This is a genomic window from Streptomyces lomondensis (assembly GCF_014651035.1).
GTDB classification, from domain to species: Bacteria; Actinomycetota; Actinomycetes; order Streptomycetales; family Streptomycetaceae; genus Streptomyces; species Streptomyces lomondensis.
Map to the genome: position 1 here is coordinate 372115 of NZ_BMWC01000001.1, position 26463 is coordinate 398577.

A 26463-nucleotide genomic window follows, 5' to 3' on the forward strand; every position below is an offset into this window, starting at 1 on the left:
CGCCGCTCCACCTCCTCGTGGAATCGATTACATCGACTGGATGGAATCGATTACACGCCGGTAAATCAAGCCCCCGCGGGCACCTCTTGACCGGATCGTGATGTCGCGGCGGGTCTCCCGGCGGTCCAGGGTGGAGACAGGAGGCCCGTTTTCCCGAGGCCCGGTCGGGCCGGAGCGGAGGAGTCATGACGGCGGCGACCCGGAACGACGTACCCGTCGCCCTCGAAGGCGACGGAGTGGAACTGCGCATCATGCCGATCGGCGGCGGCCTGTCGGTGGGCTACGTCAGCCTGCCCCGGGGCACGGACATGGGCCCGGCGCTCAAGGGCATGCCCGACGACGCGTGCCAGTGCCCGCACTGGGGCTACCTGCTGAAGGGCCGGATCAGGATGCGCACGGCCGCGGGCGAGGAGGAGTACGAGGCGGGTCAGGCGTACTACTGGGGCCCCGGCCATGTGCCGGTGGCCCTGGAGGACAGCGAGTTCGTGGAGTTCTCCCCGAGCGAGGACTTCCAGCGGGTGATCGACCACGTGGTGGCGCAGGCCGGGTGAGCCGGTGAGACCGCCGGGCCGGTGCCGATGAGTTTCGCCGGCCCGGGCGGTCTACTCTCCCGGCGATCATCGACCACAGGAGGAGCGCCTTGTCCCAGCTGCTGCGCGTGCAGAACTTCAACGTCTCGAGTGACGGATTCGGTGCCGGTGAGCACCAGAGCCTGGAAAGGCCCTTCGGCCACGCCGACCCCGGGCAGATGTTCGCCTGGGCCGGCGCCACGGCGAGCTGGCCCAACCGCACCGACCCCGGCGGCAGCCGCGGCCTCGACGACTACTTCACGCGAGACTTCGCGAACAACATCGGCGCCGAGATCATGGGCCGCAACAAGTTCAGCCCCCACCGCGGCCCCTGGCAGGACCACGAGTGGAAGGGCTGGTGGGGCGACGAACCCCCGTTCCACACGCCGGTGTTCGTCATGACCCACTACGAGCGTCCCTCGTTCACCCTCTCCGACACCACGTTCCACTTCGTCGGCGGCGACCCGGCCGAGGTCCTGGAGCAGGCGCGCAAGGCGGCCGGCGGCAAGGACGTCCGGCTCGGTGGCGGGGCGGCCACCATCCGGGAGTTCCTCGACGCCGACCTGGTGGACACGCTGCATGTGACGGTCTCGCCCGGCGTGGTGATCGGGTCCGGCTCACGGCTCTGGGAATCCCCCGAGGAACTGTTCGACCGCTTCCACTGCGATGTGGTGCCGAGCCCCAGTGGGGTGGTCCATCACTTGTTCTGGAGGAAGTAGCGGCAGCTCAGGCGTCCTTGCCCCAGTCCAGCCGGTCGGCGAGCCCGGCGGCGGCGAAGGCGGCCGCCAGCTCGTCGCGGCCCTCGGTGAAGTGGGCCCAGCTGTCGTAGTGGACGGGGACGACGCGGCGGGCGCCGAGGATCCGGGTGGCCTCGGCGGCCATCGCGCTGTCCAGGACGATGACCTGGTTGTCGAAGAGGACGGGGAAGCGGGGAGCGCCGGCGAAGAGGACGGCGGTGTCGACGGGGGCGAAGCGGTCGGCGATCTCCCGGACCGCTGCCAGGGAGGCGTTGTCGCCGCTGACGTAGACGGTGGGCAGGCCCTCGCCGGTCAGGACGAACCCGACGACCTGGCCGAGCGCCGACTCGACCTCCTCCCGGGCACCGGGACCGTGCAGGGCGGGGACGCCGGTCACGGTGACCGTGCCGCCGTCGGGCCGGTCCAGCTCGACGGACTCCCAGTCGGCCAGCCCCCTGGCCCGGTCGCCCAGGCTCTCGCCCAGGCGCTTGCCGCCGCCGGGCGTCGTCAGGGTCAGGGGTATGCCGGCGAGGAGGGCCCGGCCGGAGGTGTCGAGGTTGTCGGGGTGCTCGTCGTGGGAGACCAGCGCGACGTCGACGGGGCCGAGGTCGGCGGGGGTAGCGGCGGAGGGCGCGGTCTTGGTCACGATCCGCTCGCCGTCGCGGAAGTAGTCGCCGGGAGCGTCGAAGGTCGGGTCGGTCAGGAAGCGCAGACCGCCGTACTCGAAGAAGGCGGTCGGGCCGCCGAGGGCGCGGACGGGAAAGCGGTCGGTGGCCACGGGAAGGGACGACATGAGAAGCAATACCTCACGGATAGAAGCGGTTGAACCGTGAGAAGACCGTAGCCGCTCCTCACGGATAGAGGCAACCCGTACCATGAGAAGCATGGAGGAGTCCGTGATCGAGCAGCCCGCCCCGACGCCCGCCCAGGGCGAGGAGGAGCACCCCTCCCTCGCCCTCGCCAACAGCGCGATGACGCTGCCCGGCGGGCACGCGCTCGACCTCCTGGGCACCCCCGCGCAGACGAACCACTGGCTGACGCAGCGCGGCCTCGCCCCGGTCGACGCGGGTATGCGGGAGATGTGTGCGGCCCAACTGCGCTCGCTGCGTGAACAGATCAGGTCGCTGTTCGCCGCGCGCGCCGAGGGCGTGCCCGCCCTGCCCGCGGCCGTGACGGCCATCAACGACGCGATGACCCGAGTCCCCACCGCCCCGCTGCTGCGGTGGGACGACAAGACCGGCCCCTACCGCACCGCCCCCCACCCCACCACCGCGATCGTCGACCTGGCCCTGGCCACCCTCGCCGCCGACGCCGCCGACCTGCTCACCTCACCCGACGCCGAACGCCTCACCGCCTGCGGCTCCCCGCCCTGCAATCGCTTCCTGCTCCGGCACGGCCGCCGCCACTGGTGCTCGACCCGTTGCGGGGACCGGGCGCGGGCGGCTCGCGCGTATGCCCGTCGCAGCAAAGGGGCCTGACTCCCGCCCGCAGCCGGGACGGTTCGCTCTCAGTCGGTGAGCCGCCCGCGGAACCACCGCGTCAGGACCCCGTCGACCGCCCGGGCCGTGGGCAGTTGGGGAGCCGGTTCCAGTCCCGGCTCGTCGGCCAGCGGGTGCGCCAGGTCCGGCACGGCGACCAGCTCGACCTCGTCCGGGCGCGCGTACCGCTCGCGCAGGGCGCCGACCAGCTCGGCCGCGTCCGCGCGGAACTCCGGGTGGTCCCGCTCCCCGCTGACGAGCAGCAGCGGCGGCTGTGCCGTGAACTCATGGGCCCGGGCGACGAAGTCCCATGCGCCGGCGGCCTCGCGGGCCCGGGCGGTCCACCGGTACGGCTGCCCGGTGAAGTCCCCGACGCGCTCGACGGCGGACCGGATCCGCACGGCCGGGTTGACCAGAGCGACCGCACGGACGGGAATCCGCCGCGTGGTCAGGACGCGCAGGGCCACGGCCCCGCCGAGCGAGGCCCCGAGCATCCCGACCGGCTCGTCGTCGACCGGTAGCTGATCGCGCAAGGCGGCGAGCGCGGCCGGGAACTCGTCGGCGGCCTGCTGGGCGATCGGGGCCAGGAAGGCCAGCAGCGCGTCCTCCCGGGCGAGTTGGACGGCGGCGTCGACCCGGCTGTCCACCATCCGCGCCCCGCACATCGGCATCCCCAGGTGCACCCGCCAGGCAGGCAGGGCGTTCATGGGCAGCGCGGCAGCGAACGCCGCGTCCGTGCGCGGGGCGTCGAGCATGTGCCAGGTCACGATCAACGGCGCGGGGCCGTCGGCGACTCCGGCCGGCGGCAGCGCGGTGAACGGTACGCCGGCCGCGGTACCCGTGATCGTCTCCATGCCGCTCCCTTCGTCCCGAGTGCGAGGGTAGGCAGTCCGGCGGGGGCCGGGGGAGGTGCTTCTGCCGAGGGCAGAGCGGTGACGGGCCTACGCACAGCTGATCAGCAGAGCGGCTCCCAGCGTCTCGACCCAGAAGTAGAACCAGCCTGGATAGAACGCCGCCGGGCGCTCCACCGCACGGGCCACCAGCCGCCCGAACGCCATCCCCGCGAGCGACACCGCCACGGTGAGCACCACCCCCGCCCGCAGATTGCCGGTGGCATCGAGTGCCGCCCACGAGAGGAGGGCACCGACAGCGACACCGAACCCCCCGTAGACGGCCCGGACTTCGGAGCGTGCCTCCGGGACGGACAGTTCGATACCGAAGGGGCGGACGAGCGCGCCGGGAGCGACCAGGCCGTAGAGGCCCATGCCCAGGAAGAACAGGGCGACGGCACTTATGCAGAGGGAGGACATGGTGGCGAGGGTGCCGCCGCTGTGCACCGCCCCTCAATTACCTCCCAGGTCATGCCCGGGACTGCGGACGAGCCGCCCCCCTCTGCTCTCCGCGATCCGCTTGACGTCCCGCAGTGACTCGGTCAGCCGCCGGGCCAGATAGTGCAGCTCCGCGCTCGTCACCCGGCGCTCCGCGAGGAGTTCGGAGGCATGGCCCAGCAACTCGCCCGCCATGCCGAGCTGCACGTCCTCGATCTCGTCGGCGAGCCGCGAGACGTAGCCGGTCCCGTCGCCCAGGAGGTAGCAGGGTCTGCCCTCGGGGCTGGTCCACGCAGCAGGCGGCCGGCCAGGGTGGGGTGGTGTTCTCCGTGGCTCATGTGCTCGCCCACGCTGATCAGCCATTTCGAGGCCGGGCGGCGACTACCCAACCCCGATGACGCCCAGCGGATCGACCGGGCGCTGGGGACGGACGGGTTCTTCGCGCGGTGGCTGGAGGACCTCGACTCGGACTTCCGCGACGACTTCGCGGCTGTGGCTGAGCTGGAGCAACAGGCAACGTTGATCCAGCAGTTCGCGCTCACGCTGGTCCCAGGCGTGCTCCAGACTCCCGAGTACGCGCGAGCCGTGTTCGGCGCCTATCGGCCGAACCACACCGCAAAGGAACTTGACGAGGCCGTTGTCATCAGAACGCGGCGGGGCCGACTGCTGGACAATCCGTCGAGGCCGGTCGTCTGGACACTCCTCGACGAAGCCGTCCTCAGGCGGCGAGTCGGCGGCCCCCGGGTCATGGCCGAACAGTTGCAGAAGATCGGGGACCTGGCCGAGTCAGGACGGCTGCGTCTGCATGTGGTTCCGTACGGCGTGGGCGCGCACGCACTCCTGGAGAGCCTGCTCATACTCATGAGCTTCGAAGACTCCGCACCCGTGGCCTACGCCGAAGCATTCAAGACCGGCAACTTGATGGACGATCCGGCCCTGGTGAGCGCCGCGCAGTCGGCCTACGCTCTTGCACTGAGCGACGCGTTGTCGCAGCAGGATTCACTCGCCCTCGTCAGGGCGGCAGCGGAGGAACACGCGCATGGCCGGCACTGAAATCACCGGGTGGTACAAGTCCAGCTACAGCGGAGGCGAGACACCTCAGGGCGAATGCCTCGAAGTCGCCCCCGGCCACCCCGACATACCCATCCGCGACAGCAAGACCCCCAACAGCCCGGCCCTGCTACTCTCGCCCAGCAGCTGGGCGGCCTTCGTCACCGCCGTCAAGGACGGGAACCTCACCGCCGCAAGCCGTAGCTGACCAGCGACGCCCCCACCACCGACCCGAACGCCGGCAGCAGAAACTGCGCGAAGGCCTCCCAGCCCCACACGATCCCCGCGCACGCCGCCGTGATGTTGATGGCCAGGGACAAGATCCACAGGGCGACGCTCTGGGCCTGGGGTGACATCGTTCCTCGTCGTCATTCGGTCCGGGGAGAAGGGAACGGGCGGAGTGGATTCAGCTCGGCCCCGGACTCGGAAGGGGGCGGAATTCCGGCAGGGGCATCCGGTTCACAGCGGGAGTGCCGGGGGTGTTCTCGTCCGGCGCGGAAGGACCCGGGGCCACGACGGAATGGTCCCCGGACAGCGCCGGAGCCATCACGAGCAGCGTCAACGTGCTGACGGCGCACAGGCCGACGAGCAGTGCTCCCGCGGTGTGCGCGCGCCGAGGGGCGTTCGGGCCGGGGGAAGGCATCGGCATCACGGTCGCTCCGGAATCGAGTCCGCCCCCCTTTGTTGAACCCCTGGATTCTCCCACGGGAAAGGAGCGCAAAAGGGGCGTCCCGTATTCTTGAACTGTAAAGCTTCCGGCTTTCCTGTGAATTCAGCGTGAAAGCTGAGCCGTTGTCCGCATACTGATCGGTCGCTTTATGCGGGGGGCCGCGGGGCGTTTCCGGCCCGAGCCCGCCTCGCTGTCGTACCCGGGCGGTACGGTCGGATCATGACCGATCAGGCGGGGGCCTCCCCGGCGGGCGAGCGGCGGCCGGCCACGCTGGAAGGCGTGCTGGAGCGCATCACGTACGCCAACGAGGAGAACGGCTACACGGTCGCCCGGGTCGACACCGGCAGAGGCGGCGGCGACCTCCTCACGGTCGTCGGCGCGCTGCTCGGCGCCCAGGTCGGCGAGTCCCTGCGCATGGAGGGCCGCTGGGGCTCCCACCCGCAGTACGGCAAGCAGTTCCACGTGGAGAACTACACGACGGTCCTGCCGGCCACCGTCCAGGGCATCCGCCGCTACCTCGGCTCAGGGCTGGTCAAGGGCATCGGCCCGGTCTTCGCCGACCGGATCACGCAGCACTTCGGCATGGACACCCTCCGGATCATCGAGGAGGAGCCCAAGCGGCTGATCGAGGTCCCCGGGCTCGGGCCCAAGCGGACGAAGAAGATCGCCGACGCCTGGGAGGAGCAGAAGGCCATCAAGGAGGTCATGCTCTTCCTCCAGACGGTCGAGGTGTCCACGTCCATCGCCGTGCGCATCTACAAGAAGTACGGCGACGCCTCCATCTCCGTGGTGAAGAACCAGCCCTACCGGCTCGCCGCCGACGTCTGGGGCATCGGCTTCCTCACCGCCGACAAGATCGCCCAGTCCGTCGGCATCCCGCACGACAGCCCGGAGCGCGTGAAAGCGGGCCTCCAGTACGCGCTGTCGCAGGCCACCGACCAGGGCAACTGCTACCTCCCGGAGGAGCAGCTGATCAAGGACGCGGTCAAGCTCCTCCAGGTCGACACGGGCCTGGTCATCGAGTGCCTCGCCGAGCTGGCCGAGATCCCGGAGGACGGCGGGGACCCCGGCGTCGTACGGGAGAAGGTGCCCGGCCCGGACGGTGGTGAGCCCGTCACCGCGATCTACCTCGTGCCCTTCCACCGCGCCGAACTCTCCCTCGCCGCCCAGCTGCTGCGCCTGCTGCGCACGGAGGAGGACCGGATGCCGGGATTCCGGGCGGTGGCCTGGGACATGGCCCTCGGCTGGCTGAAAACACGCACCGGCACCGACCTCGCGCCCGAGCAGGAGGCCGCCGTCAAGCTCGCGCTGACCGAGAAGGTCGCCGTGCTCACCGGCGGCCCCGGCTGCGGCAAGTCCTTCACGGTCCGCTCGATCGTGGAGCTGGCCCGCGCCAAGAAGGCGAAGGTCGTGCTCGCCGCCCCGACCGGCCGGGCCGCCAAGCGCCTGTCCGAGCTCACCGGCGCCGAGGCCTCCACGGTCCACCGCCTGCTGGAGCTGAAGCCCGGCGGCGACGCGGCCTACGACCGGGAGCGCCCGCTCGACGCCGACCTCGTGGTGGTCGACGAGGCGTCCATGCTGGACCTGCTCCTCGCCAACAAGCTGGTCAAGGCCGTCCCGCCGGGAGCCCACCTGCTCTTCGTCGGGGACGTCGACCAGCTGCCCAGCGTGGGCGCGGGCGAGGTCCTCAGGGACCTCCTGGCCGACGGCAGCCCGATCCCGGCGGTCCGCCTCACCCGGGTCTTCCGGCAGGCCCAGCAGTCCGGCGTGGTGACGAACGCGCACCGGATCAACGCCGGCCAACATCCCGTCACCGACGGTATGAAGGACTTCTTCCTCTTCGTCGAGGACGACACGGAGGCCGCCGGGCGGCTCACCGTGGACGTGGCGGCCCGCCGCATCCCCGCCAAGTTCGGCCTGGACCCGCGCCGGGACGTCCAGGTGCTCGCCCCCATGCACCGCGGCCCGGCGGGCGCGGGCACCCTGAACGGTCTGCTCCAGCAGGCCGTCACCCCGGGCCGCCCCGACCTGCCCGAGAAGAGATTCGGCGGACGGGTGTTCCGCGTCGGCGACAAGGTCACCCAGATTCGCAACAATTACGAGAAGGGCGAGAACGGGGTCTTCAACGGCACCGTGGGTGTGGTGACCTCGCTCGACCCGGTCGAGCAGCGGCTGACGGTACTGACGGACGAGGACGAGGAGGTTCCGTACGAGTTCGACGAGCTCGACGAGCTGGCTCACGCGTACGCCGTGACGATCCACCGCTCCCAGGGCAGCGAGTACCCGGCGGTGGTCATCCCGGTCACCACGGGCGCCTGGATGATGCTCCAGCGGAACCTGCTCTACACGGCGGTCACCCGGGCCAAGCAGCTGGTCGTCCTCGTCGGTTCGCGCAAGGCGATCGGCCAGGCGGTGCGCACGGTTTCGGCGGGCCGGCGGTGCACGGCACTCGACTTCCGGCTCGGTTCCACGAAAAATGATCGATCAAATGAGTCGTGAAGGTCACAAGGCACTTCCAGAAGGGGGAACACAGGGGGCAGGATGAGCAAGTTGACGGCACTCAGTGCCGTCAGTAGGCCCGATGGTCGACCCCGAGTGCACTCTCCTGAGCCGAGTGGGGGAAGGTAGAGACAGTCAGGGCACCTCGAAGATGAGGCACAACGTCGGTGAGGGAAGACGTGAGCGACAACTCTGTAGTACTGCGGTACGACGGCAACGAGTACACCTACCCGGTGATCGACGGCACCGTCGGTGACAAGGGCTTCGACATCGGCAAGCTCCGAGCCCAGACCGGTCTCGTGACCCTGGACAGCGGATACGGCAACACGGCTGCCTACAAATCCGCCATCACCTACCTCGACGGCGAGCAGGGCATCCTGCGGCACCGGGGTTACCCGATCGAGCAGCTGGCCGAGCGCTCCACCTTCCTGGAGGTGGCCTACCTGCTGATCAACGGTGAGCTGCCGACCGTCGACCAGCTCGCCGCGTTCAAGAACGACATCACGCAGCACACCCTGCTGCACGAGGACGTCAAGAACTTCTACCGGGGCTTCCCGCGCGACGCCCACCCGATGGCCATGCTGTCGTCGGTCGTCTCGGCGCTGTCGACGTTCTACCAGGACAGCCACAACCCGTTCGACGAGCGGCAGCGCAACCTCTCCACCATCCGCCTGCTCGCCAAGCTCCCGACGATCGCGGCGTACGCGTACAAGAAGTCGATCGGCCACCCGTTCGTCTACCCGCGCAACGACCTCGGTTACGTCGAGAACTTCCTGCGCATGACCTTCTCGGTCCCCGCGCAGGAGTACGAGCTGGACCCGATCGTGGTCTCCGCGCTCGACAAGCTGCTGATCCTGCACGCGGACCACGAGCAGAACTGCTCGACCTCCACGGTCCGCCTGGTCGGCTCCTCGCAGGCGAACATGTTCGCCTCGATCTCCGCCGGCATCAACGCCCTGTGGGGCCCGCTGCACGGCGGCGCCAACCAGTCCGTGCTGGAGATGCTGGAGGGCATCCGCGACGCGGGCGGTGACGTCGACTCCTTCATCCGCAAGGTGAAGAACAAGGAGGACGGCGTCCGCCTGATGGGCTTCGGCCACCGGGTCTACAAGAGCTTCGACCCGCGCGCCAAGATCATCAAGTCGGCGGCGCACGACGTGCTGTCCGCCCTCGGCAAGTCCGACGAGCTGCTGGACATCGCCCTGAAGCTGGAGGAGCACGCGCTCTCCGACGACTACTTCGTCTCGCGCAGCCTCTACCCGAACGTCGACTTCTACACGGGCCTGATCTACCGGGCCATGGGCTTCCCGACCGAGATGTTCACGGTCCTGTTCGCCCTCGGCCGACTGCCGGGCTGGATCGCCCAGTGGCACGAGATGATCAAGGAGCCGGGCTCCCGCATCGGCCGCCCGCGCCAGATCTACACGGGCGTGGTCCAGCGGGACTTCGTTCCCGTCGAGGAGCGCTGAGCCGCAGTACCGCTTCGGGCCCCCGTATCCGCTCGCCGGGTGCGGGGGCTTTCGCGTGCGCGGGAGCGGCGGCGGAAGGCCGAACGGGAGCGGCGGCGGAAGGTCAAAAAGAAGGCGCCCCGGAGCGCCGGTCCCCCCACGGGCCGACGACCAGGGCGCCTTCCCAGTCCCGGTACGGATTCCCCCCACGGGATCCGGCCGGGCGTCTGTGAGGACAGCGCCTGAATCGCTGTGTGAGCACAACGAGCAAAACCCGCCGTACTGCTGTGGTGTGCGATCTGCCGGGACAGCGCACGCCCGGGAGGGCCGCTCAAAGCTTCCCGGTGTACGTGCCCCGGCAACGCATCTCTGGAGAAGTCCCCCAAGACATCCCCAGATGCCAGATCGCGCCCCCCAAGACGCTCCCTGACATCGTCAACTTAGACCTTCGAACCCCTTAGATGGTTACGTTCACATCACTGTGATCTGCGTCTCTTGCGTATGTCCTTTAGGTACGCAAGAGCCCGGATATGCCGCCCGGGGCTCAAGCGTAAGGATGATGCGCGAGCCTTGTGAAGAGCTTATGTGAGCCGGGCCCGGGACTCCAGAGGGGCTCATATGACGTTCGCCGTGAACTTAGGGCGAATTAGGGGCACTTCACCGGAATGTCCGCAGTCGCAGACTGTTCGTGACGACGAAGACGGACGAGAAGGCCATCGCGGCCCCCGCGATCATCGGGTTGAGCAGCCCCGCGGCGGCCAGCGGCAGCGCGGCCACGTTGTAGCCGAAGGCCCACACGAGGTTGCCCTTGATCGTGGCCAGCGTCCGGCGGGAGAGCCGGATCGCGTCCGCGGCGACCCGCAGATCGCCGCGGACCAGCGTCAGATCGCCCGCCTCGATCGCCGCGTCCGTGCCCGTGCCCAGGGCCAGGCCCAGATCGGCGGTGGCGAGCGCCGCCGCGTCGTTGACGCCGTCGCCCACCATGGCCACGACCCGCCCCTCGGCCTGGAGCCGCCGTACGGCGTCCACCTTGTCCTCGGGCAGGACCTCGGCCACCACCCGGTCGATCCCGACGGAGGCGGCCACCGCCTCGGCCACCGCCCGGTTGTCGCCGGTCAGCAGCACCGGTGTGAGGCCCAGCGCGCGCAGTTCGCGCACCGCCTCGGCGCTGGTCTCCTTGACCGCGTCCGCCACGGCCAGCACGGCCCGCGCCGTCCCGTCCCAGCCGGCCAGGACGGCCGTCCGCCCGGCCCGCTCGGCCTCGTCCCGCGCGCGGGCCAGCTCCGGCGGTACGTCGTCGAAGAGCCGCCCCACGGCGACCTCCCGGCCCTCCACACGGCCGCGTACGCCCCGCCCGGGGACGTTCCGGAACTCCGCGGCCTCCGGGAGCTGTCCGGCCCTCTCCGCGGCGCCCAGGGCGATCGCACGGGCCACGGGGTGCTCGGAGGCGTGCTCGACGGCGCCCGCGAGCCGCAGCGCCTCCTTCTCGTCGACGCCCTCGGCGGTGTGCACCTCCTGGAGGGTCATCCGGCCGGTGGTGACCGTGCCGGTCTTGTCCAGGACGACCGTGTCGATCCGGCGCGTGGACTCCAGGACCTCCGGGCCCTTGATGAGGATGCCGAGCTGGGCGCCCCGGCCCGTGCCGACCATCAGCGCGGTCGGCGTGGCCAGGCCCAGCGCGCACGGGCAGGCGATGATCAGCACCGCGACGGCCGCGGTGAACGCGGCGACGCCGTCGCCGGTCAGCCCGAGCCACGCCCCGGCCGTGGCGGCGGCGATCAGCAGCACGACCGGCACGAAGATCCCGGAGATCCGGTCGGCGAGCCGCTGCACATCGGCCTTGCCGTTCTGCGCGTCCTCCACCAGCTTCGCCATCCGCGCGAGCTGCGTGTCGGCACCGACCCGGGTGGCCTCGACGACGAGCCGGCCGCCCGCGTTGACCGTCGCGCCCGTGACCGTGTCCCCGGCCGCCACGTCCACCGGCACCGACTCGCCGGTCAGCATCGAGGCGTCCACCGCGGAGGCCCCCTCGACGACCGTGCCGTCGGTGGCGATCTTCTCGCCGGGCCGTACGACGAACCGGTCGCCGACGGCCAGGCGCTGCGCCGGGATCCGCACCTCGCGGCCGTCCCGCAACACGGCCACCTCCTTGGCGCCCAGTTCCATGAGTGCCTTGAGGGCCGCTCCCGCGCGGCGCTTGGAGCGGGCCTCCAGGTAGCGGCCCAGCAGGATGAAGGCGGTGACGCCGGAGGCGACCTCCAGGTAGATCGAGGAGGCGCCGTCCCCGCGCGAGACGGTGAGTTCGAAGGGGTGCCGCATGCCCGGCATGCCCGCGTCGCCGAGGAACAGCGCCCGCAGGGACCAGCCGAACGCGGCCAGCGTGCCGAGGGAGACCAGCGTGTCCATGGTGGCGGCGCCGTGCCGGGCGTTCGTCCAGGCCGCGCGGTGGAAGGGCAGCCCGCCCCAGACGACGACCGGTGCGGCCAGGGTCAGCGAGAGCCACTGCCAGTTGTCGAACTGGAGGGCCGGGACCATCGCCAGCAGCACCACCGGGACGGCGAGGGCGGCGGAGACGACGAGACGCCGGCGCAGCGCCGACAGCTCGGGATCCGCCTCCTCGGCCGCGGGCGACTCCTCCCGTGGGGGCGCGGGCTCCTCGGCGGTGTACCCGGTCTTCACCACGGTGGCGATCAGATCGGCGACCTCCGTGCCCGCGGGGTAGGTGACCCGGGCCTTCTCGGTCGCGTAGTTCACCGTGGCCGTGACGCCGTCCATGCGGTTGAGCTTCTTCTCGACGCGGGCCGCGCAGGAGGCGCAGGTCATCCCGCCGATGAGCAGCTCGACCTCCGCGAGGGCGGGCTCGCGGTCCGTCGGCGCCTGGGCGGTGGTGCTGGTCATGTCCGTACTCCAGGAGGTGCGGGGCGCCCGGGAAGCGGAACGGGCCGTACGGGCCGGGGCGGCGGCGTGTACGGCCCGTACCCGGGTACGAGTGCCAGGACTGGTGGCCCTCAGACCTGGCTGGTCGCCGGACCCGGCCGGCTCAGGCCCGGCCGGCCAGTTCGAAGCCGGCCTCGTCGACGGCGGCGCGTACGGTTTCGTCGTCGAGCGGGGCCGTCGAGACGACGGTGACCTCGCCGGTCGAGGCGACGGCCGTCACCGAACTGACGCCGGAGAGCTGCGAGAGCTCGCCGGACACGGCGCCCTCGCAGTGGCCGCAGCTCATGCCGCTCACCTTGTAGACGGTGGTGACGGAGCCCGTGGTGTCGGTCTGGGCGGTCATGTCGTTACTCCTCGTCGAGGCGTGTGGGGCTGAGGGGTCCTCTGAGGGACTTACACCCCACTGTACCCCTAGGGGGTATGAGTTCACGCTCGGCGCCCGGCGACGGATAGCGTTCCTGCCCTGGCCAGTCACGAACGAAAGGCGGGTGGGTCCATGCGGGCCGTCGTGTTCGAGCGGTACGGGGAGACGGCCGAGGTGCGGGAGGTCGCGGATCCGGCGCCGGCGGAGCACGGGGTCGTCGTGCGGGTCGAGGCCACCGGGCTGTGCCGCAGCGACTGGCACGGCTGGCAGGGCCACGACCCCGACATCGTCCTGCCGCACGTGCCCGGGCATGAACTCGCCGGAGTCGTCGAGGCGGTGGGCGACCGGGTGAGCCGGTGGCGGCCCGGGGACCGGGTCACCGTGCCGTTCATCTGCGCCTGCGGCACCTGTCCGTCCTGCGCGGCGGGCGACCACCAGGTGTGCGAACGCCAGACCCAGCCCGGCTTCACACATTGGGGTTCCTTCGCCCAGTACGTGGCGCTGGACCACGCCGACGTGAACCTGGTGGCGCTCCCGGGGGACATGTCCTTCACGACGGCGGCCTCGCTCGGCTGCCGGTTCGCCACGGCGTACCGGGCGGTGGTGCGGCAGGGCAGGGTCGCGGCGGGGGAGTGGGTGGCGGTGCACGGCTGCGGCGGGGTCGGGCTGTCGGCGGTGATGATCGCGGCGGCGTCGGGCGCGCGGGTGGTGGCCGTGGACGTGTCGGCCGGGGCGCTGGATCTGGCGCGGAAGTTCGGCGCGGCGCAGTGCGTGGACGCGGCAGCCGTGACGGACACCGCGGCGGCGGTCCGCGACCTCACCGGCGGCGGCGCCCACCTCTCCCTCGACGCCCTCGGCTCGCCCGTCACCTGCGCCGCCTCCGTGAACGGCCTGCGCCGCCGCGGCCGGCACGTCCAGGTCGGCCTGCTGCCCTCGCCGGACGGCACGACACCCGTGCCGATGGCCCGCGCGATCGCCCTGGAGCTCGAACTGCTCGGCAGCCACGGCATGGCCGCGCACGGCTACCCGCCGATGCTGGAGCTGGTCCGCAGCGGCGTACTCCGCCCCGACCTGCTCGTGACGTCCACGATCCCGCTGGCCGAGGCCCCGTCCGCGCTGGCCGCGATGGGGACGGCGCCGGGAGCGGGGGCGACGGTCATCGAGCCGTGGAGCTGAGGCACCCGCAGACGCGCGTGCCCCACGCGGTGGTGGGGCACGGTCGGGGCCGGGCGGATCAGTCGGCTCTTCGGGCCCGGTTGCCGGGCCGGGAGGCGACCCAGGCCCGGACGGTGTCGGCGTACCAGTAGGGCTTGCCGCTCTCGACGTGGTCCGGCGGGGGCAGCAGCCCGTGCTTGCGGTAGGACCGCACGGTGTCCGGCTGCACCCGGATGTGTGCCGCGATCTCCTTGTAGGACCAGAGTCTTCGGTCGGTCATGACGTGCACCTCCCCGCGCGCGCCACGGCGGCGGCCGGGAACGGCCGTCCGGGGGAGCCGGGCGCTGCGCTGGCGATCAACAGGCCTGTGTCCGGTCAACGACGCTCGGTGACCCGGGGCAGGGCCTGTGCGCCGGGTGTGACGGAAGGTCCGCGTACACGCGACATGCGTGACAGGAAGGGGGTGTTTGTGACACACCCGGGGCAAAGGCGTACGCCGGAGTGTCGGCGGGGCGCCTTGACGCGGCGCCCGGGCCGTCGCGCCGAAAGCGCTGTCATGATCTGGTCCGAATGTCCGGACAAAACATTGACAGGGCTTCGTGAAGGGGGCTACAAAGCCGGGGAGAGCCGACACCGAGGGGACACCGATGGCGTACGACCTGATCACCATGGGGCGGATCGGAGTGGACCTGTATCCGCTCCAGACGGGCGTCCCGCTGCCGCAGGTCACGTCCTTCGGCAAGTTCCTCGGCGGCTCGGCGAGCAACGTCGCGGTCGCCGCGGCCCGCCTGGGACGGCGCACCGCGGTGATCACCCGTACCGGCGACGACCCCTTCGGCACCTACCTCCACGAGGCCCTGAAGGACTTCGGCGTCGACGACCGCTGGGTGACCCCGGTCCCGGGCCTGCCCACCCCGGTCACCTTCTGCGAGGTCTTCCCGCCGGACGACTTCCCGCTGTACTTCTACCGGCAGCCCAAGGCCCCCGACCTGGAGATCGACGCCCACGAGCTCGACCTCGACGCCATCCGCGACGCCCGCGTCTTCTGGGTCACGGGCACGGGCCTGAGCGAGGAACCGAGCCGGACGGCGACCCTCGCGGCCCTCGCCCACCGCGCCAAGGCCGGCACGACGGTCTTCGACCTCGACTGGCGCCCGATGTTCTGGACCGACCCCGACGCGGCCCGCCCCTTCTACGAGGAGGCCCTGCGCCACACCACCGTCGCGGTCGGCAACCTCGACGAGGTGGAGGTCGCCACGGGCGTGCGCGAACCCCACGCCGCCGCCCGCGCCCTCCTGGACGCCGGTGTCGAGTTGGCCGTCGTCAAGCAGGGCCCGAAGGGCGTCCTGGCCGTGAACAGCGACGGCGAGAGCGCCGAGGTGCCGCCGCTGCCCGTGAACGTCCTCAACGGCCTCGGCGCCGGCGACGCCTTCGGCGGCTCCCTGGTCCACGGCCTCCTGTCCGGCTGGGACCTGGAGAAGACCATGCGGCACGCCAACGCCGCCGGCGCCATCGTCGCCTCCCGCCTGGAGTGCTCCTCCGCGATGCCCACCCCGGGCGAGATCGAGGCGGCCGTCACCGCGGGGGCCGTCAAGTGACCGTCGACGTCTGCGAACTCGTCCGCCTGCGCAGCCACCGCCCGGAGGCGATCGCCGAGGCCGCCGCCCGCCGCCCCCGCCGGCCGCTGCTCAACGACAACGGCCGGCTGATGATCGTCGCCGCCGACCACCCGGCCCGCGGCGCCCTCGGCGTCGGCGGCCGCAGCATGGCCATGGCCAACCGCGCGGACCTCCTCGAACGCCTCTGCCTCGCCCTGTCCCGCCCCGGCGTGGACGGCGTCCTCGCCACCGCCGACATCCTGGACGACCTGCTGCTGCTCGGCGCCCTGGACCACAAGGTCGTCATGGGCTCCATGAACCGCGGCGGCCTCCAGGGCGCCAGCTTCGAACTCGACGACCGCTTCACCGGCCACCGCCCCGAGGACATCGAGCGCCTGGGCTTCGACGCGGGCAAGCTGCTCCTGCGGATCGACTACGACGACCCGGGCTCGCTGACCACGCTGGAGTCCACCGCCCGGGCCGTCGACGCCATGGCCGCCCGCAAGCTCCCCGTCTTCGTCGAGCCGTTCATCTCCCGCCGGGACGAGACTGGCCGGTTGCGCAACGACCTGTCCGCCGAGGCCGTGACCAGGTCGATCGCCATCGCCTCGGGACTCGGCGGCAGTTCCGCCTACACCTGGCTGAAGGTGCCGGTCACCGCCGACCCCGACGACATGGCCGAGGTCATGGCCGCCTCCACCCTGCCCGCCGTACTGCTCGGCGGCGAGGTGGGAGACGACCAGGACGGGGCGTACGAGAAATGGCGCGGCGCCCTCCAACTGCCCACCGTGCGCGGGCTGGTGGTCGGCCGTTCGCTGCTGTACCCGGCGGACGGTGACGTCGCCGCCGCCGTGGACACCGCCGTAGGACTGCTGTGAGGGCCGTTTCATGACCAGTGAGCTGTACGTCCCCAAGGGCACCACCGCCGACGTGAACTACGTCCTGGACATCGACCCCAAGCGGGCCGGCTGGACGCACAGCAGTCTGCGGATCGTGGAGCTGGCGCCCGACGGCACGCACACCTTCACCACCGGGGACAGCGAGTGGATCGTGCTGCCCCTGACGGGCGCGTGCACCGTGCGCGTCGAAGACGAGGAGTTCCCCCTCTCGGGCCGGGAGAGCGTGTTCGCGTCGGTCACCGACTTCGCGTACGCGCCCCGTGACGCCCGGGTCCAGATCGCCTCCGGCGCGGGAGGCCGCTTTGCTTTGGCAGGAGCGAAGTGCGAGCGACAACTCCCCGCCCGCTACGGCCCCGCGCCGGAGGTCCCCGTCGAACAGCGCGGCACCGGCACCTGCACACGCCACGTCCGCAACTTCGCCTCCGCCGACGCCTTCGAGTGCGACAAGCTCATCGCGGTCGAGGTGATCACCCCCGGCGGCAACTGGTCCTCGTACCCGCCGCACAAGCACGACGAGCACCGGCCCGGCGAGGAGTCGGAGCTGGAGGAGATCTACTACTTCGAGATCGACGGCCCGAACGGTTTCGGCTACCAGCGCGTATTCCCCTCGCGTGAGGGCGGATCCGACGTCCTCACGGAGGTCCGCTCCGGCGACGCCGTCCTCGTCCCCGACGGCTGGCACGGCCCGTCGATCGCCCAGCCCGGCCACGACATGTACTACCTCAATGTCATGGCCGGCCCGGGGGAGACGAGGGAGTGGCGGATCTGCTTCCACCCGGACCACGCAGAGAGCACAGGGGGTTACCGATGACGACCCGGCTGACCGTCGCGCAAGCGCTGGTCCGTTTCCTCGCCGCCCAGTACACCGAACGCGACGGCGTACGGCAGCGGCTCATCGGCGCCACCTGGGGCATCTTCGGCCACGGCAACGTCGCCGGCCTCGGCCAGGCGCTCCTGGAGCACACCGACGCGATGCCGTACCACCAGGGCCGCAACGAGCAGGCCATGGTGCACGCGGCGGTCGGCTACGCCCGCCAGTCGGGCCGCCTGTCCACGCACGCGGTGACGACCTCCATCGGCCCGGGCGCCACCAACCTCGTCACCGGCGCGGCCCTGGCGACGATCAACCACCTCCCGGTGCTGCTCCTGCCCGGCGACATCTTCGCCACCCGCCCCGCCGACCCGGTCCTCCAGCAGCTCGAAGTGCCGTATGCGGGCGACGTGTCGGTCAACGACTGCCTGCGCCCGGTGTCGAAGTACTTCGACCGGATCACCCGCCCCGAGGCCCTGATCCCGTCGGCGCTGAACGCGATGCGCGTGCTCACCGACCCCGTCGAGACCGGCGCCGTCACCCTCGCCCTGCCCCAGGACGTGCAGGCGGAGGCGTACGACTGGCCCGAGGAGTTCTTCACCGAGCGCGTCTGGACCGTACGGCGACCCGGTGCCGACCCGACGGAACTCGCCGAGGCGGTACGGATCATCCGCGCGGCGAAGAGGCCCCTGGTCGTCGCGGGCGGCGGCGTCCACCACAGCCGCGCAGAGGAGGCCCTCGCCGAGTTCGCCGGGACCACCGGCATCCCGGTCGCCTCCACCCAGGCCGGCAAGGGCTCCCTGCGGCACGACCACCCCCAGGACGTCGGCGGCATCGGCCACACCGGCACGGCGACGGCCGACGAACTCGCCCGCACCGCCGACCTGGTGATCGGCGTCGGCACCCGCTACACCGACTTCACCACCGCCTCCGGCACGCTCTTCGCCAACCCGGACGTGCGGTTTCTCAACCTCAACGTCGCCCCCTTCGACGGCCACAAGCTCGCCGGACAGCCCCTGATCGCGGACGCCCGCACCGGTCTGGAGGAGCTGACCGAGCGGCTGGAGATGCACGGCCACCGGGTCGCGCCGTCCTACGCCACCGAGTACACCGAGGACAAGGAGCGCTGGGAGCAGCGCGTCGACGCCTGCTACGAGGTGGACGAGCCGGACATCCGCCCGACCCAGCCGCAGGTCCTCGGCGTCCTGGACGCCCTCGTCGACGAGTCGGACATTCTCATCAACGCGGCCGGTTCCCTCCCCGGCGACCTGCACAAGCTGTGGCGGACCCGGTCCCGCGACCAGTACCACCTGGAGTACGGCTACTCCTGCATGGGCTACGAGATCCCGGCCGCGATCGGCGTGAAGATGGCCGCCCCGGACCGGCCCGTGTGGGCGCTGGTCGGCGACGGCACGTATCTGATGATGCCGACGGAGATCGTGACGGCCGTCCAGGAGGGCATCGCGATCAAGGTCCTGATCATCCAGAACCACGGCTACGCGTCGATCGGCGGCCTGTCCGAGTCGGTGGGCGGCGAGCGCTTCGGCACGGCGTACCGCTACCCCTCCGAGGACGGCTCGTACACCGGCCCGCCGCTGCCCGTCGACCTCGCCGCCAACGCGGCCAGCCTCGGCATGCGCGTCCTGCGCGCGAAGACCGTACGGGACCTGCGGGAGGCCCTCGCCGAGGCCCGGGCCGCCGACACTCCCACATGTGTCTACGTGGAGACCCAAACGGCAGACACAGTGTCGGGCGCGCCTCCCGCCCAGGCCTGGTGGGATGTACCCGTGGCCGAGACCGCGACACGGCCGTCCGCGGTCAAGGCACGTGAGCTGTACGAACGGCACGTCTCCACCCGACGCCGCCATCTGTGAAGGAGTTCCCGGCCATGACGAAGATCGTCAACCACTGGATCGGCGGCAAGACCGTCGAAGGCGCCTCGGGCACGCACGGGCCGGTGACCAACCCGGCGACCGGCGAGGTCACGACGAAGGTCGCGTTCGCCTCGGTCGACGAGGTGGACGCGGCGGTGGCAGCCGCCAAGCAGGCCTTCACGACCTGGGGCCAGTCCTCCCTGGCCCAGCGCACGTCCATCCTCTTCAAGTTCCGGGCGCTGCTCGACGCCCACCGCGACGAGATCGCCGAGCTGATCACCGCCGAGCACGGCAAGGTGCACTCCGACGCCCTCGGCGAGGTCGCCCGCGGCCTGGAGATCGTCGACCTGGCCTGCGGCATCAACGTGCAGCTGAAGGGCGAGCTGTCCACGCAGGTGGCGAGCCGCGTCGACGTCTCCTCCCTCCGCCAGCCGCTCGGCGTCGTCGCGGGCATCACGCCGTTCAACTTCCCGGCGATGGTGCCGATGTGGATGTTCCCCCTCGCCATCGCCTGCGGCAACACGTTCGTGCTGAAGCCGTCGGAGAAGGACCCGTCGGCGTCCATCAAGCTCGCCGAGCTGCTCGCCGAGGCGGGCCTGCCCGACGGCGTCTTCAACGTCGTCCACGGCGACAAGGTGGCCGTCGACCGCCTCCTGGAGCACCCGGACGTCAAGGCCGTCTCGTTCGTCGGCTCGACCCCGATCGCCCGCTACATCCACACCACCGCCTCCGCCAACGGCAAGCGCGTCCAGGCGCTCGGCGGCGCCAAGAACCACATGCTGGTCCTGCCCGACGCCGACTTGGACGCGGCGGCCGACGCAGCCGTCTCGGCGGCCTACGGCTCCGCGGGCGAGCGCTGCATGGCCATCTCCGCGGTCGTCGCGGTCGGCGCCATCGGCGACGAGCTGGTGGAGAAGATCCGCGAGCGCGCCGAGAAGATCAAGATCGGCCCCGGCGACGACCCGGCCTCCGAGATGGGCCCGCTGATCACCAAGGTCCACCGCGACAAGGTGGCCTCCTACGTCGAGGGCGCGGCGGCCGAGGGCTGCGAGGTCGTCCTGGACGGCACCGGCTACACGGTCGACGGCTTCGAGGACGGCCACTGGATCGGCATCTCGCTGCTCGACAAGGTGCCGACCAGCGCCAAGGCCTACCAGGACGAGATCTTCGGCCCGGTCCTGTGCGTCCTGCGCACGGAGACCTACGAGGAGGCCCTGGACCTCGTCAACAACTCGCCCTTCGGCAACGGCACCGCGATCTTCACCCGGGACGGCGGCGCGGCCCGCCGCTTCCAGCTGGAGGTCGAGGCCGGCATGGTCGGCGTGAACGTCCCGATCCCGGTCCCCGTCGGCTACCACAGCTTCGGCGGCTGGAAGGACTCGCTCTTCGGCGACCACCACATCTACGGCAACGACGGCACGCACTTCTACACCCGCGGCAAGGTCGTCACCACCCGCTGGCCGGACCCGGCCGACGCCCCGGCGGGCGTGGACCTGGGCTTCCCGCGCAACCACTGAGGGCCTCAGGGGCGCGGGGAACTGCGCGACCAACCACAACGCACCCGCACCCGGCAGACCACAGCACCACCCGAGCTCGACCCCGTACACCACCCGCAGTACGCCACAAACTCCGTGTACACCCCTGGAAGGCCCCGCACTTCGGTCTCCGGTCGACAACTCATCGACAGGTTCACCCCGTACCGTTGACGCATGGATCTTCGACTGCCCGATCTCCGCGGGCTGCTTCGGAGGCCCCGGAGGCTGCTCGCCGCCGGGGCCGCCGTCGTCGTGCTCGCCGGCGCGGGCACATGGACGGCCGTCGCGAACGACGAGACGCCCCCGGTCCACCGCACCGACCGGCTCCTGAACACCCAGGACGGCGTGCGCATAGACACCTCGTTCTTCACCTCCACAGGAGCCGGCCGGCGCCCCGCCGTCCTGCTCGGGCACGGCTTCGGCGGCAGCAAGAACGACGTACGGCAGCAGGCCGAGGACCTCGCCCGGGACGGCTACGCGGTCCTGACCTGGTCGGCCCGCGGCTTCGGCAAGTCGACCGGGAAGATCGGGCTGAACGACCCGAAGGGCGAGGTCGCCGACGTCTCGAAGCTCATCGACTGGCTGGCCGAGCAGCCGCAGGTCGAGCTCGACAAGAAGGGCGACCCCCGCGTCGGCATGGCCGGTGGCTCCTACGGCGGCGCCATCGCCCTGCTCACCGCGGGCCACGACCAGCGCGTGGACGCCATCGCCCCGGCGATCACGTACTGGAACCTCGCCGACGCGCTGTTCCCGAACGGCGTGTTCAAGAAGCTGTGGGCCGGCATCTTCGTCAACTCCGGCGGCGGCTGCGAGCGGTTCGAACCCGCGCTGTGCCGGATGTACGAGCGGGTCGCCGAGTCGGGCACACCGGACGCCGAGGCACGCAAGCTGCTGGAGGAGCGCTCGCCCTCCGCGGTCGGCAAGAACATCAAGGTGCCGACGCTGCTGGTGCAGGGCCAGTCCGACTCCCTCTTCCCGCTCGGCCAGGCCGACCAGGCGGCGAAGGCGATCCGCGCGGGCGGCGCCCCCGTCGACGTCGACTGGATCGCCGGCGGCCACGACGGCGGCGACATGGAGACCAGCCGCGTCCAGGGCCGCGTGACGTCCTGGTTCGACCGCTACCTGAAGGACGACAAGGGCACCGACACCGGCCCCGCCTTCCGCGTCACCCGCACCCTGGGCCTGGGCTCCGGCGACGGCGAACCCCGCCTCACCGGCGTGACCTCGGACCGCTACCCGGGCCTGGAGAGCGAGCGGCGCTCCCTCGCCCTGGCCGGCCGCGAGCAGAGCTTCGACAATCCGCCCGGCGCCAGTCCGCCCGGCGTCTCCGCCCTGCCCGGCCTCGGCGGCGCCGGCGGACTGAGCCAGCTGTCCACGCTCGGCATCGGCGTCTCCCTCGACTTCCCCGGCCAGTTCGCCGCGTTCGAGTCCGCGCCGTTCCACGACGACCTCCAGATCACCGGCTCTCCCACCGCCACGGTCCACGTCAAGTCCACCAGCGACGACGCCGTGCTCTTCGCCAAGCTCTACGACGTCGGCCCGGGCCGCACCCAGCCGGTCCTGCCCTCCCAGCTCGTCACGCCCATCAGGGTCGAGGGCGCCAAGGCGGGCAAGGACGTCACCTTCACCCTCCCGGCGATCGACCACGAGATCGACGACGGCCACCGGCTGCGCCTGGTCCTCGCCTCGACGGACCTCGGCTACGCCTCCCCGACGGCCCCGGCGACGTACACCGTCTCCCTCAAGGGCGACCTGAAGGTCCCCTCGGGCCTCGGCCAGAGCAACACCCAGGGCCCGCTGCCCGCGTGGGTGTGGTGGCTGCCGCTCACCGGCGCCGGCATCGCACTGGCGCTGGTCCTCACGGGCCGCCGCCGCACGGCCGCCCCCGCCCCGCCCGACCCCGCGCTCGCCGAAGTCCCCCTCCAGATCACGGACCTGACCAAGCGGTACGCCAAGTCGTCCGACCGGTACGCCGTCAAGGACCTGTCGTTCCGCGTGGAGAAGGGCCAGGTCCTGGGCCTCCTCGGCCCCAACGGAGCGGGGAAGACGACCACCCTGCGCATGCTGATGGGCCTCATCAAGCCCGACGGCGGCGAGATCCGCGTCTTCGGCCACGCGATCAGCGCGGGCGCCCCGGTGCTCTCCCGCGTCGGCGCCTTCGTCGAGGGCGCGGGCTTCCTGCCGCACCTGTCCGGCCGGGAGAACCTGGAGCTGTACTGGCGCGCCACCGGCCGCCCCGCCGAGGACGCGCACATGGAGGAGGCCCTGGAGATCGCGGGCCTGGGCGACGCGCTCGCCCGCGCCGTGCGCACCTACTCCCAGGGCATGCGCCAGCGCCTCGCCATCGCCCAGGCCATGCTCGGCCTGCCGGACCTGCTCATCCTCGACGAACCGACCAACGGCCTGGACCCGCCCCAGATCCGCGAGATGCGCGAGGTGATGATCCGCTACGCCGCCGCCGGCCGCACGGTCATCGTCTCCAGCCATCTCCTCGCGGAGGTGGAGCAGACCTGCACCCACCTGGTCGTGATGGACCACGGACAGCTCGTGCAGGCGGGCCCGGTCGAGGACATCGTCGGCTCGGGCGACACGCTCCTGGTGGGCACGGCCACGCCCGTGGAGGAGCCGATCGTCGAGAAGGTCGCCGCCCTGCCGGGCGTCGCCTCGGCCGTACGCGCCGACGAGGGCCTCCTCGTCCAGCTCGACGCCGACGGCACCCCGCAGCGCCTGGTCGCCGACCTCGTACGGCTGGACGTGGCGGTGCGCTCGGTCGGCCCCCACCGCCGCCTGGAGGACGCCTTCCTCACCCTGATCGGAGCCGAAGCATGAGCAAGCTCGCCGAGCCGCCCGTCGAGGTCGCCGACGGCTACCGCGCGGGCCGCACCCTGCCCTTCCGCGTCGAGCTGGTCCGGCAGCTGAAGCGGCGCCGCACCCAGGTCATGGGCGGCGTCCTGCTCGCCCTGCCGATCATCCTGCTCGTCGCCTTCCAGGTCGGCGGCGAGCCGGGCGGCGGCAACCAGCGCGTGAACCTCATGGACACGGCCACCGCGTCCGGAGCCAACTTCGCCGCGGTCAACCTCTTCGCCTCCGCCGGCTTCCTGCTCGTCATCCCCGTCGCGCTGTTCTGCGGCGACACGGTCGCCTCGGAGGCGAGCTGGTCCTCCCTGCGCTATCTGCTCGCGGCGCCCGTGCCCCGGGCCCGGCTGCTGTGGTCCAAGCTCGCCGTCGGACTGTCCCTCAGCCTGGCCGCGCTCGTCCTGCTGCCGGTCGTCGCCCTGATCGTCGGCACGGCCGCCTACGGCTGGGGCCCGCTCCAGCTGCCCACCGGCGGCACCCTGCCCACCGGCACCGCCGCGCAGCGCCTGCTGATCGTCGTGGTGTACATCATGGTGTCCCAACTGGTCACCGCCGCCCTGGCGTTCTGGCTGTCGACCCGGACGGACGCCCCGCTCGGCGCGGTCGGCGGCGCGGTGTTCCTCACCATCATCGGCAGCGTCCTGGACGAGGTCACGGCCCTCGGTGACTGGCGCGACTTCCTGCCCGCGCACTGGCAGTACGCCTGGCTCGACGCCGTCCAGCCCCAGTTGCAGTGGACGGACATGATCCAGGGCGCCTCCATCTCCGTAACGTACGCGCTGGTGCTGTTCGCCCTGGCCTTCCGGGGTTTCGCCCGCAAGGACGTCGTCTCGTAGGTCAACGGAGGATCACCCACCGGTCTCGACGGGCCGCCTCCGTGGCCGCTTCGAGACGCTTCCGCAACGCTCCGTACCGCACGTTCCGGCCCCCCGCGCCGTCACAGTCGCAAGAAGATGCCGACGGACCAAGGGGGCACGGACGATGAAGCCGTACGAGCGGTACCGGACACGCAAGTTGCTGCTCGCACTCACGGCGGCGGGCGGCCTGCTGCTCACCGCGTGCGGCGGCGGCGACACCAGCGACGGCAGCAGCACCGCCGACCGCGAGGACCACAGCTCGGGCTGGCCCGCGCCCGCCGAGAGCCAGGGCACCAGCGAGCGGGAGGACCGCCGGGAGGCGCCCGACCACCTCTCCACCTTCGCCCTGGACGTCGACACCGCCTCCTACGACTACACCCGGCGCGCCCTCGCCGACGGCCGGCTGCCCGACCCGTCGACGGTCCGTCCCGAGGAGTTCGTCAACAGCTTCCGCCAGGACTACGAACGCCCCGACGGCGACGGCTTCTCGGTCACCGTCGACGGCGCCCGCACCGACGACGAGGACTGGTCCCTGGTCCGCGTCGGCCTCGCCACCCGTACCACGGAGCGCACCGGCGAACGCCCGCCCGCCGCCCTGACCTTCGTCCTCGACGTCTCCGGCTCCATGGCCGAACCGGGCCGCCTGGACCTCGCGAAGGAGTCCCTGTCGGTGATGACGGACCGGCTGCGCGACGACGACTCGGTCGCGCTCGTCACCTTCAGCGACGAGGCCGAGACCGTCCTGCCCATGACCCGCCTCGACGGCAACCGCGACGAGATCCAGGACGTCATCTCCGATCTGGACACCCAGGACTCCACCAACCTCGGCGCCGGTGTCGAGACCGGCTACGAGACCGCCGTCGAGGGCCTGCGCGAGGGCGCCACCAACCGGGTCGTCCTGGTCTCCGACGCCCTCGCCAACACCGGCGACACCGACGCGGACACGATCCTGGAGAAGATCTCCGGCGAACGCCGCGAGCACGGCATCACCCTCTTCGGCGTCGGCGTCGGCAGCGACTACGGCGACGCACTCATGGAGACCCTCGCCGACAAGGGCGACGGCCACACCGTCTACGTGTCCGACGAGGACGAGGCCCGCAAGGTCTTCTGCGAGGAACTCCCGCGCCACATCGACCTCACCGCCCGCGACGCCAAGGCCCAGGTCGCCTTCGACCCCCAGACGGTGGAGGAGTACCGGCTGATCGGCTACGACAACCGCCGCGTCGCCGACGAGGACTTCCGCGACGACCGCGTCGACGGCGGCGAGGTCGGCCCGGGCCACACCGTCACCGCCCTGTACGCCGTCCGCACCGAACCGGGCGCTGAGGGCCACCTCGCCACCGCCACCGTCCGCTGGCTCGACCCGGACACCCGCGACCCGCACGAGGAGACCGGCGACCTGGAGACCGACGCCTTGCACGACTCGGTGCGCAGTGCCCCCAGCCGCTTCCGGCTCACAGCGGTGGCAGGCTACTTCGCAGACGCCCTCCGCTCGGGTGAGGACCGCTACAGCCGCCTGCCGGGCGCCCCGACCCTCGGCGAGCTCGCCGGCCACGCCCGCGATCTGGCGGACACCACGGAGGACAAGGCAGTACGCGAACTCGCCGAGGCCATCGAGCAGGCGGACCGCCACCGAGGCTGAGAAGGGTGCCCCGGCCTTTCCTCATGCGGCCCGGTCCAACCGGGTGAACCTGCGCAACCAATTCCCAAGCGCCGTGTTGATGAAGCAGTAGAGCATGCGGCGCTACGAGAAAGGAACGCGCAGTGCTCAACCCGACTCCTCAGCCCGGGTCGTCCG

The 26463-nt window shown here is 71.5% G+C and carries 24 protein-coding genes; 16 read left to right on the forward strand and 8 right to left on the reverse strand.

Translation table 11 applies throughout. The annotated features are described in order from the left end of the window. Positions 1-185: 185 nt before the first annotated feature. The gene (locus IE255_RS01610; RefSeq protein ID WP_190048274.1) at positions 186-551 is read left to right on the forward strand and encodes a cupin domain-containing protein; all 366 of its coding nucleotides are present in this window, start codon (positions 186-188) and stop codon (positions 549-551) included. An 89-nt stretch (positions 552-640) separates the two neighbouring features. Next, entirely contained in the window at positions 641-1288 is a 648-nt protein-coding gene (locus tag IE255_RS01615) for a dihydrofolate reductase family protein (protein WP_190048275.1), read from the forward strand. Positions 1289-1295: 7 nt separating this feature from the next. Here IE255_RS01615 and IE255_RS01620 read toward each other — a convergent pair whose 3' ends face one another. After that, on the reverse strand, positions 1296-2099 hold the full coding sequence (locus IE255_RS01620; protein WP_190048276.1) for an MBL fold metallo-hydrolase: 804 nt from the start codon (positions 2097-2099) through the stop codon (positions 1296-1298). 91 nt (positions 2100-2190) lie between these two features. Between IE255_RS01620 and IE255_RS01625 the strand changes: the two genes are divergently transcribed. Continuing rightward, positions 2191-2784, forward strand: a complete 594-nt coding sequence (locus IE255_RS01625) for a CGNR zinc finger domain-containing protein (RefSeq protein WP_190048277.1) — start codon at positions 2191-2193, stop codon at positions 2782-2784. 29 nt (positions 2785-2813) lie between these two features. Here IE255_RS01625 and IE255_RS01630 read toward each other — a convergent pair whose 3' ends face one another. From IE255_RS01630 to IE255_RS01640, 3 genes are all read right to left on the reverse strand, one after another. Further along, complete coding sequence (locus IE255_RS01630; RefSeq protein WP_190048278.1) at positions 2814-3638, reverse strand: alpha/beta hydrolase family protein; 825 nt, start codon at positions 3636-3638, stop codon at positions 2814-2816. 87 nt (positions 3639-3725) lie between these two features. Beyond that, positions 3726-4094: a DUF4345 domain-containing protein gene (locus IE255_RS01635; protein ID WP_190048279.1), complete on the reverse strand. Its 369-nt coding sequence runs from the start codon at positions 4092-4094 to the stop codon at positions 3726-3728. A 33-nt stretch (positions 4095-4127) separates the two neighbouring features. Next, entirely contained in the window at positions 4128-4475 is a 348-nt protein-coding gene (locus IE255_RS01640) for a hypothetical protein (RefSeq protein WP_229906244.1), read from the reverse strand. Between IE255_RS01640 and IE255_RS01645 the strand changes: the two genes are divergently transcribed. After that, a complete protein-coding gene (locus IE255_RS01645; protein ID WP_190048280.1) occupies positions 4449-5165 on the forward strand; it encodes a helix-turn-helix domain-containing protein in 717 nt (238 codons plus the stop codon). The genes IE255_RS01640 and IE255_RS01645 overlap by 27 nt on opposite strands. After that, positions 5152-5370 carry a DUF397 domain-containing protein gene (locus tag IE255_RS01650; RefSeq protein ID WP_190048281.1) on the forward strand — a complete coding sequence of 73 codons (219 nt, stop codon included), beginning with the start codon at positions 5152-5154 and terminating at the stop codon, positions 5368-5370. Before IE255_RS01645 ends, IE255_RS01650 begins: the two co-directional genes overlap by 14 nt. Here IE255_RS01650 and IE255_RS01655 read toward each other — a convergent pair. Then, positions 5348-5518 (reverse strand): hypothetical protein, encoded by a 171-nt coding sequence (locus tag IE255_RS01655; RefSeq protein ID WP_190048282.1) that lies wholly within the window; start codon positions 5516-5518, stop codon positions 5348-5350. The genes IE255_RS01650 and IE255_RS01655 overlap by 23 nt on opposite strands. Positions 5519-6051: 533 nt before the next feature. Between IE255_RS01655 and recD2 the strand changes: the two genes are divergently transcribed. After that, positions 6052-8331: an SF1B family DNA helicase RecD2 gene (gene recD2, locus IE255_RS01660; protein WP_190048283.1), complete on the forward strand. Its 2280-nt coding sequence runs from the start codon at positions 6052-6054 to the stop codon at positions 8329-8331. Positions 8332-8510: 179 nt separating this feature from the next. Then, positions 8511-9800: a citrate synthase gene (locus IE255_RS01665; protein ID WP_190048284.1), complete on the forward strand. Its 1290-nt coding sequence runs from the start codon at positions 8511-8513 to the stop codon at positions 9798-9800. 636 nt (positions 9801-10436) lie between these two features. Here the strand turns inward: IE255_RS01665 and IE255_RS01670 are convergent. Both IE255_RS01670 and IE255_RS01675 read right to left on the reverse strand, forming a co-directional pair. Beyond that, on the reverse strand, positions 10437-12677 hold the full coding sequence (locus IE255_RS01670; protein WP_190048285.1) for a heavy metal translocating P-type ATPase: 2241 nt from the start codon (positions 12675-12677) through the stop codon (positions 10437-10439). 142 nt (positions 12678-12819) lie between these two features. After that, entirely contained in the window at positions 12820-13059 is a 240-nt protein-coding gene (locus tag IE255_RS01675; RefSeq protein WP_190048286.1) for a heavy-metal-associated domain-containing protein, read from the reverse strand. 153 nt (positions 13060-13212) lie between these two features. Between IE255_RS01675 and IE255_RS01680 the strand changes: the two genes are divergently transcribed. Continuing rightward, on the forward strand, positions 13213-14256 hold the full coding sequence (locus IE255_RS01680; RefSeq protein ID WP_190048287.1) for a zinc-dependent alcohol dehydrogenase family protein: 1044 nt from the start codon (positions 13213-13215) through the stop codon (positions 14254-14256). 58 nt (positions 14257-14314) lie between these two features. Here the strand turns inward: IE255_RS01680 and IE255_RS01685 are convergent, their stop codons facing one another. Continuing rightward, positions 14315-14515, reverse strand: a complete 201-nt coding sequence (locus tag IE255_RS01685) for a helix-turn-helix transcriptional regulator (RefSeq protein WP_086603695.1) — start codon at positions 14513-14515, stop codon at positions 14315-14317. A 367-nt stretch (positions 14516-14882) separates the two neighbouring features. On the opposite strand from IE255_RS01685, the gene iolC reads away from it, so the two are divergent. The 8 genes from iolC to IE255_RS01725 all read left to right on the forward strand — a co-directional run bounded on the left by iolC (position 14883) and on the right by IE255_RS01725 (position 26307). Beyond that, positions 14883-15833, forward strand: coding sequence for a 5-dehydro-2-deoxygluconokinase (iolC, locus tag IE255_RS01690; RefSeq protein ID WP_190048288.1), 951 nt, complete (start codon positions 14883-14885; stop codon positions 15831-15833). Then, positions 15830-16711, forward strand: a complete 882-nt coding sequence (locus IE255_RS01695) for a Cgl0159 family (beta/alpha)8-fold protein (protein WP_190048289.1) — start codon at positions 15830-15832, stop codon at positions 16709-16711. Before iolC ends, IE255_RS01695 begins: the two co-directional genes overlap by 4 nt. A gap of 10 nt (positions 16712-16721) precedes the next feature. After that, positions 16722-17543: a 5-deoxy-glucuronate isomerase gene (gene iolB, locus IE255_RS01700; protein WP_190048290.1), complete on the forward strand. Its 822-nt coding sequence runs from the start codon at positions 16722-16724 to the stop codon at positions 17541-17543. Next, positions 17540-19417 (forward strand): 3D-(3,5/4)-trihydroxycyclohexane-1,2-dione acylhydrolase (decyclizing), encoded by a 1878-nt coding sequence (gene iolD / locus IE255_RS01705; RefSeq protein ID WP_190048291.1) that lies wholly within the window; start codon positions 17540-17542, stop codon positions 19415-19417. Before iolB ends, iolD begins: the two co-directional genes overlap by 4 nt. Positions 19418-19431: 14 nt before the next feature. Beyond that, a complete protein-coding gene (mmsA, locus tag IE255_RS01710) occupies positions 19432-20934 on the forward strand; it encodes a CoA-acylating methylmalonate-semialdehyde dehydrogenase (RefSeq protein ID WP_190048292.1) in 1503 nt (500 codons plus the stop codon). 192 nt (positions 20935-21126) lie between these two features. Next, entirely contained in the window at positions 21127-23781 is a 2655-nt protein-coding gene (locus IE255_RS01715; protein ID WP_190048293.1) for a CocE/NonD family hydrolase, read from the forward strand. Continuing rightward, complete coding sequence (locus tag IE255_RS01720) at positions 23778-24644, forward strand: ABC transporter permease (RefSeq protein ID WP_190048294.1); 867 nt, start codon at positions 23778-23780, stop codon at positions 24642-24644. The genes IE255_RS01715 and IE255_RS01720 overlap by 4 nt, the downstream gene beginning before the upstream one ends. Before the next feature lie 145 nt (positions 24645-24789). Continuing rightward, on the forward strand, positions 24790-26307 hold the full coding sequence (locus tag IE255_RS01725) for a vWA domain-containing protein (RefSeq protein WP_190048295.1): 1518 nt from the start codon (positions 24790-24792) through the stop codon (positions 26305-26307). The last annotated feature ends 156 nt before the right edge of the window (positions 26308-26463 follow it).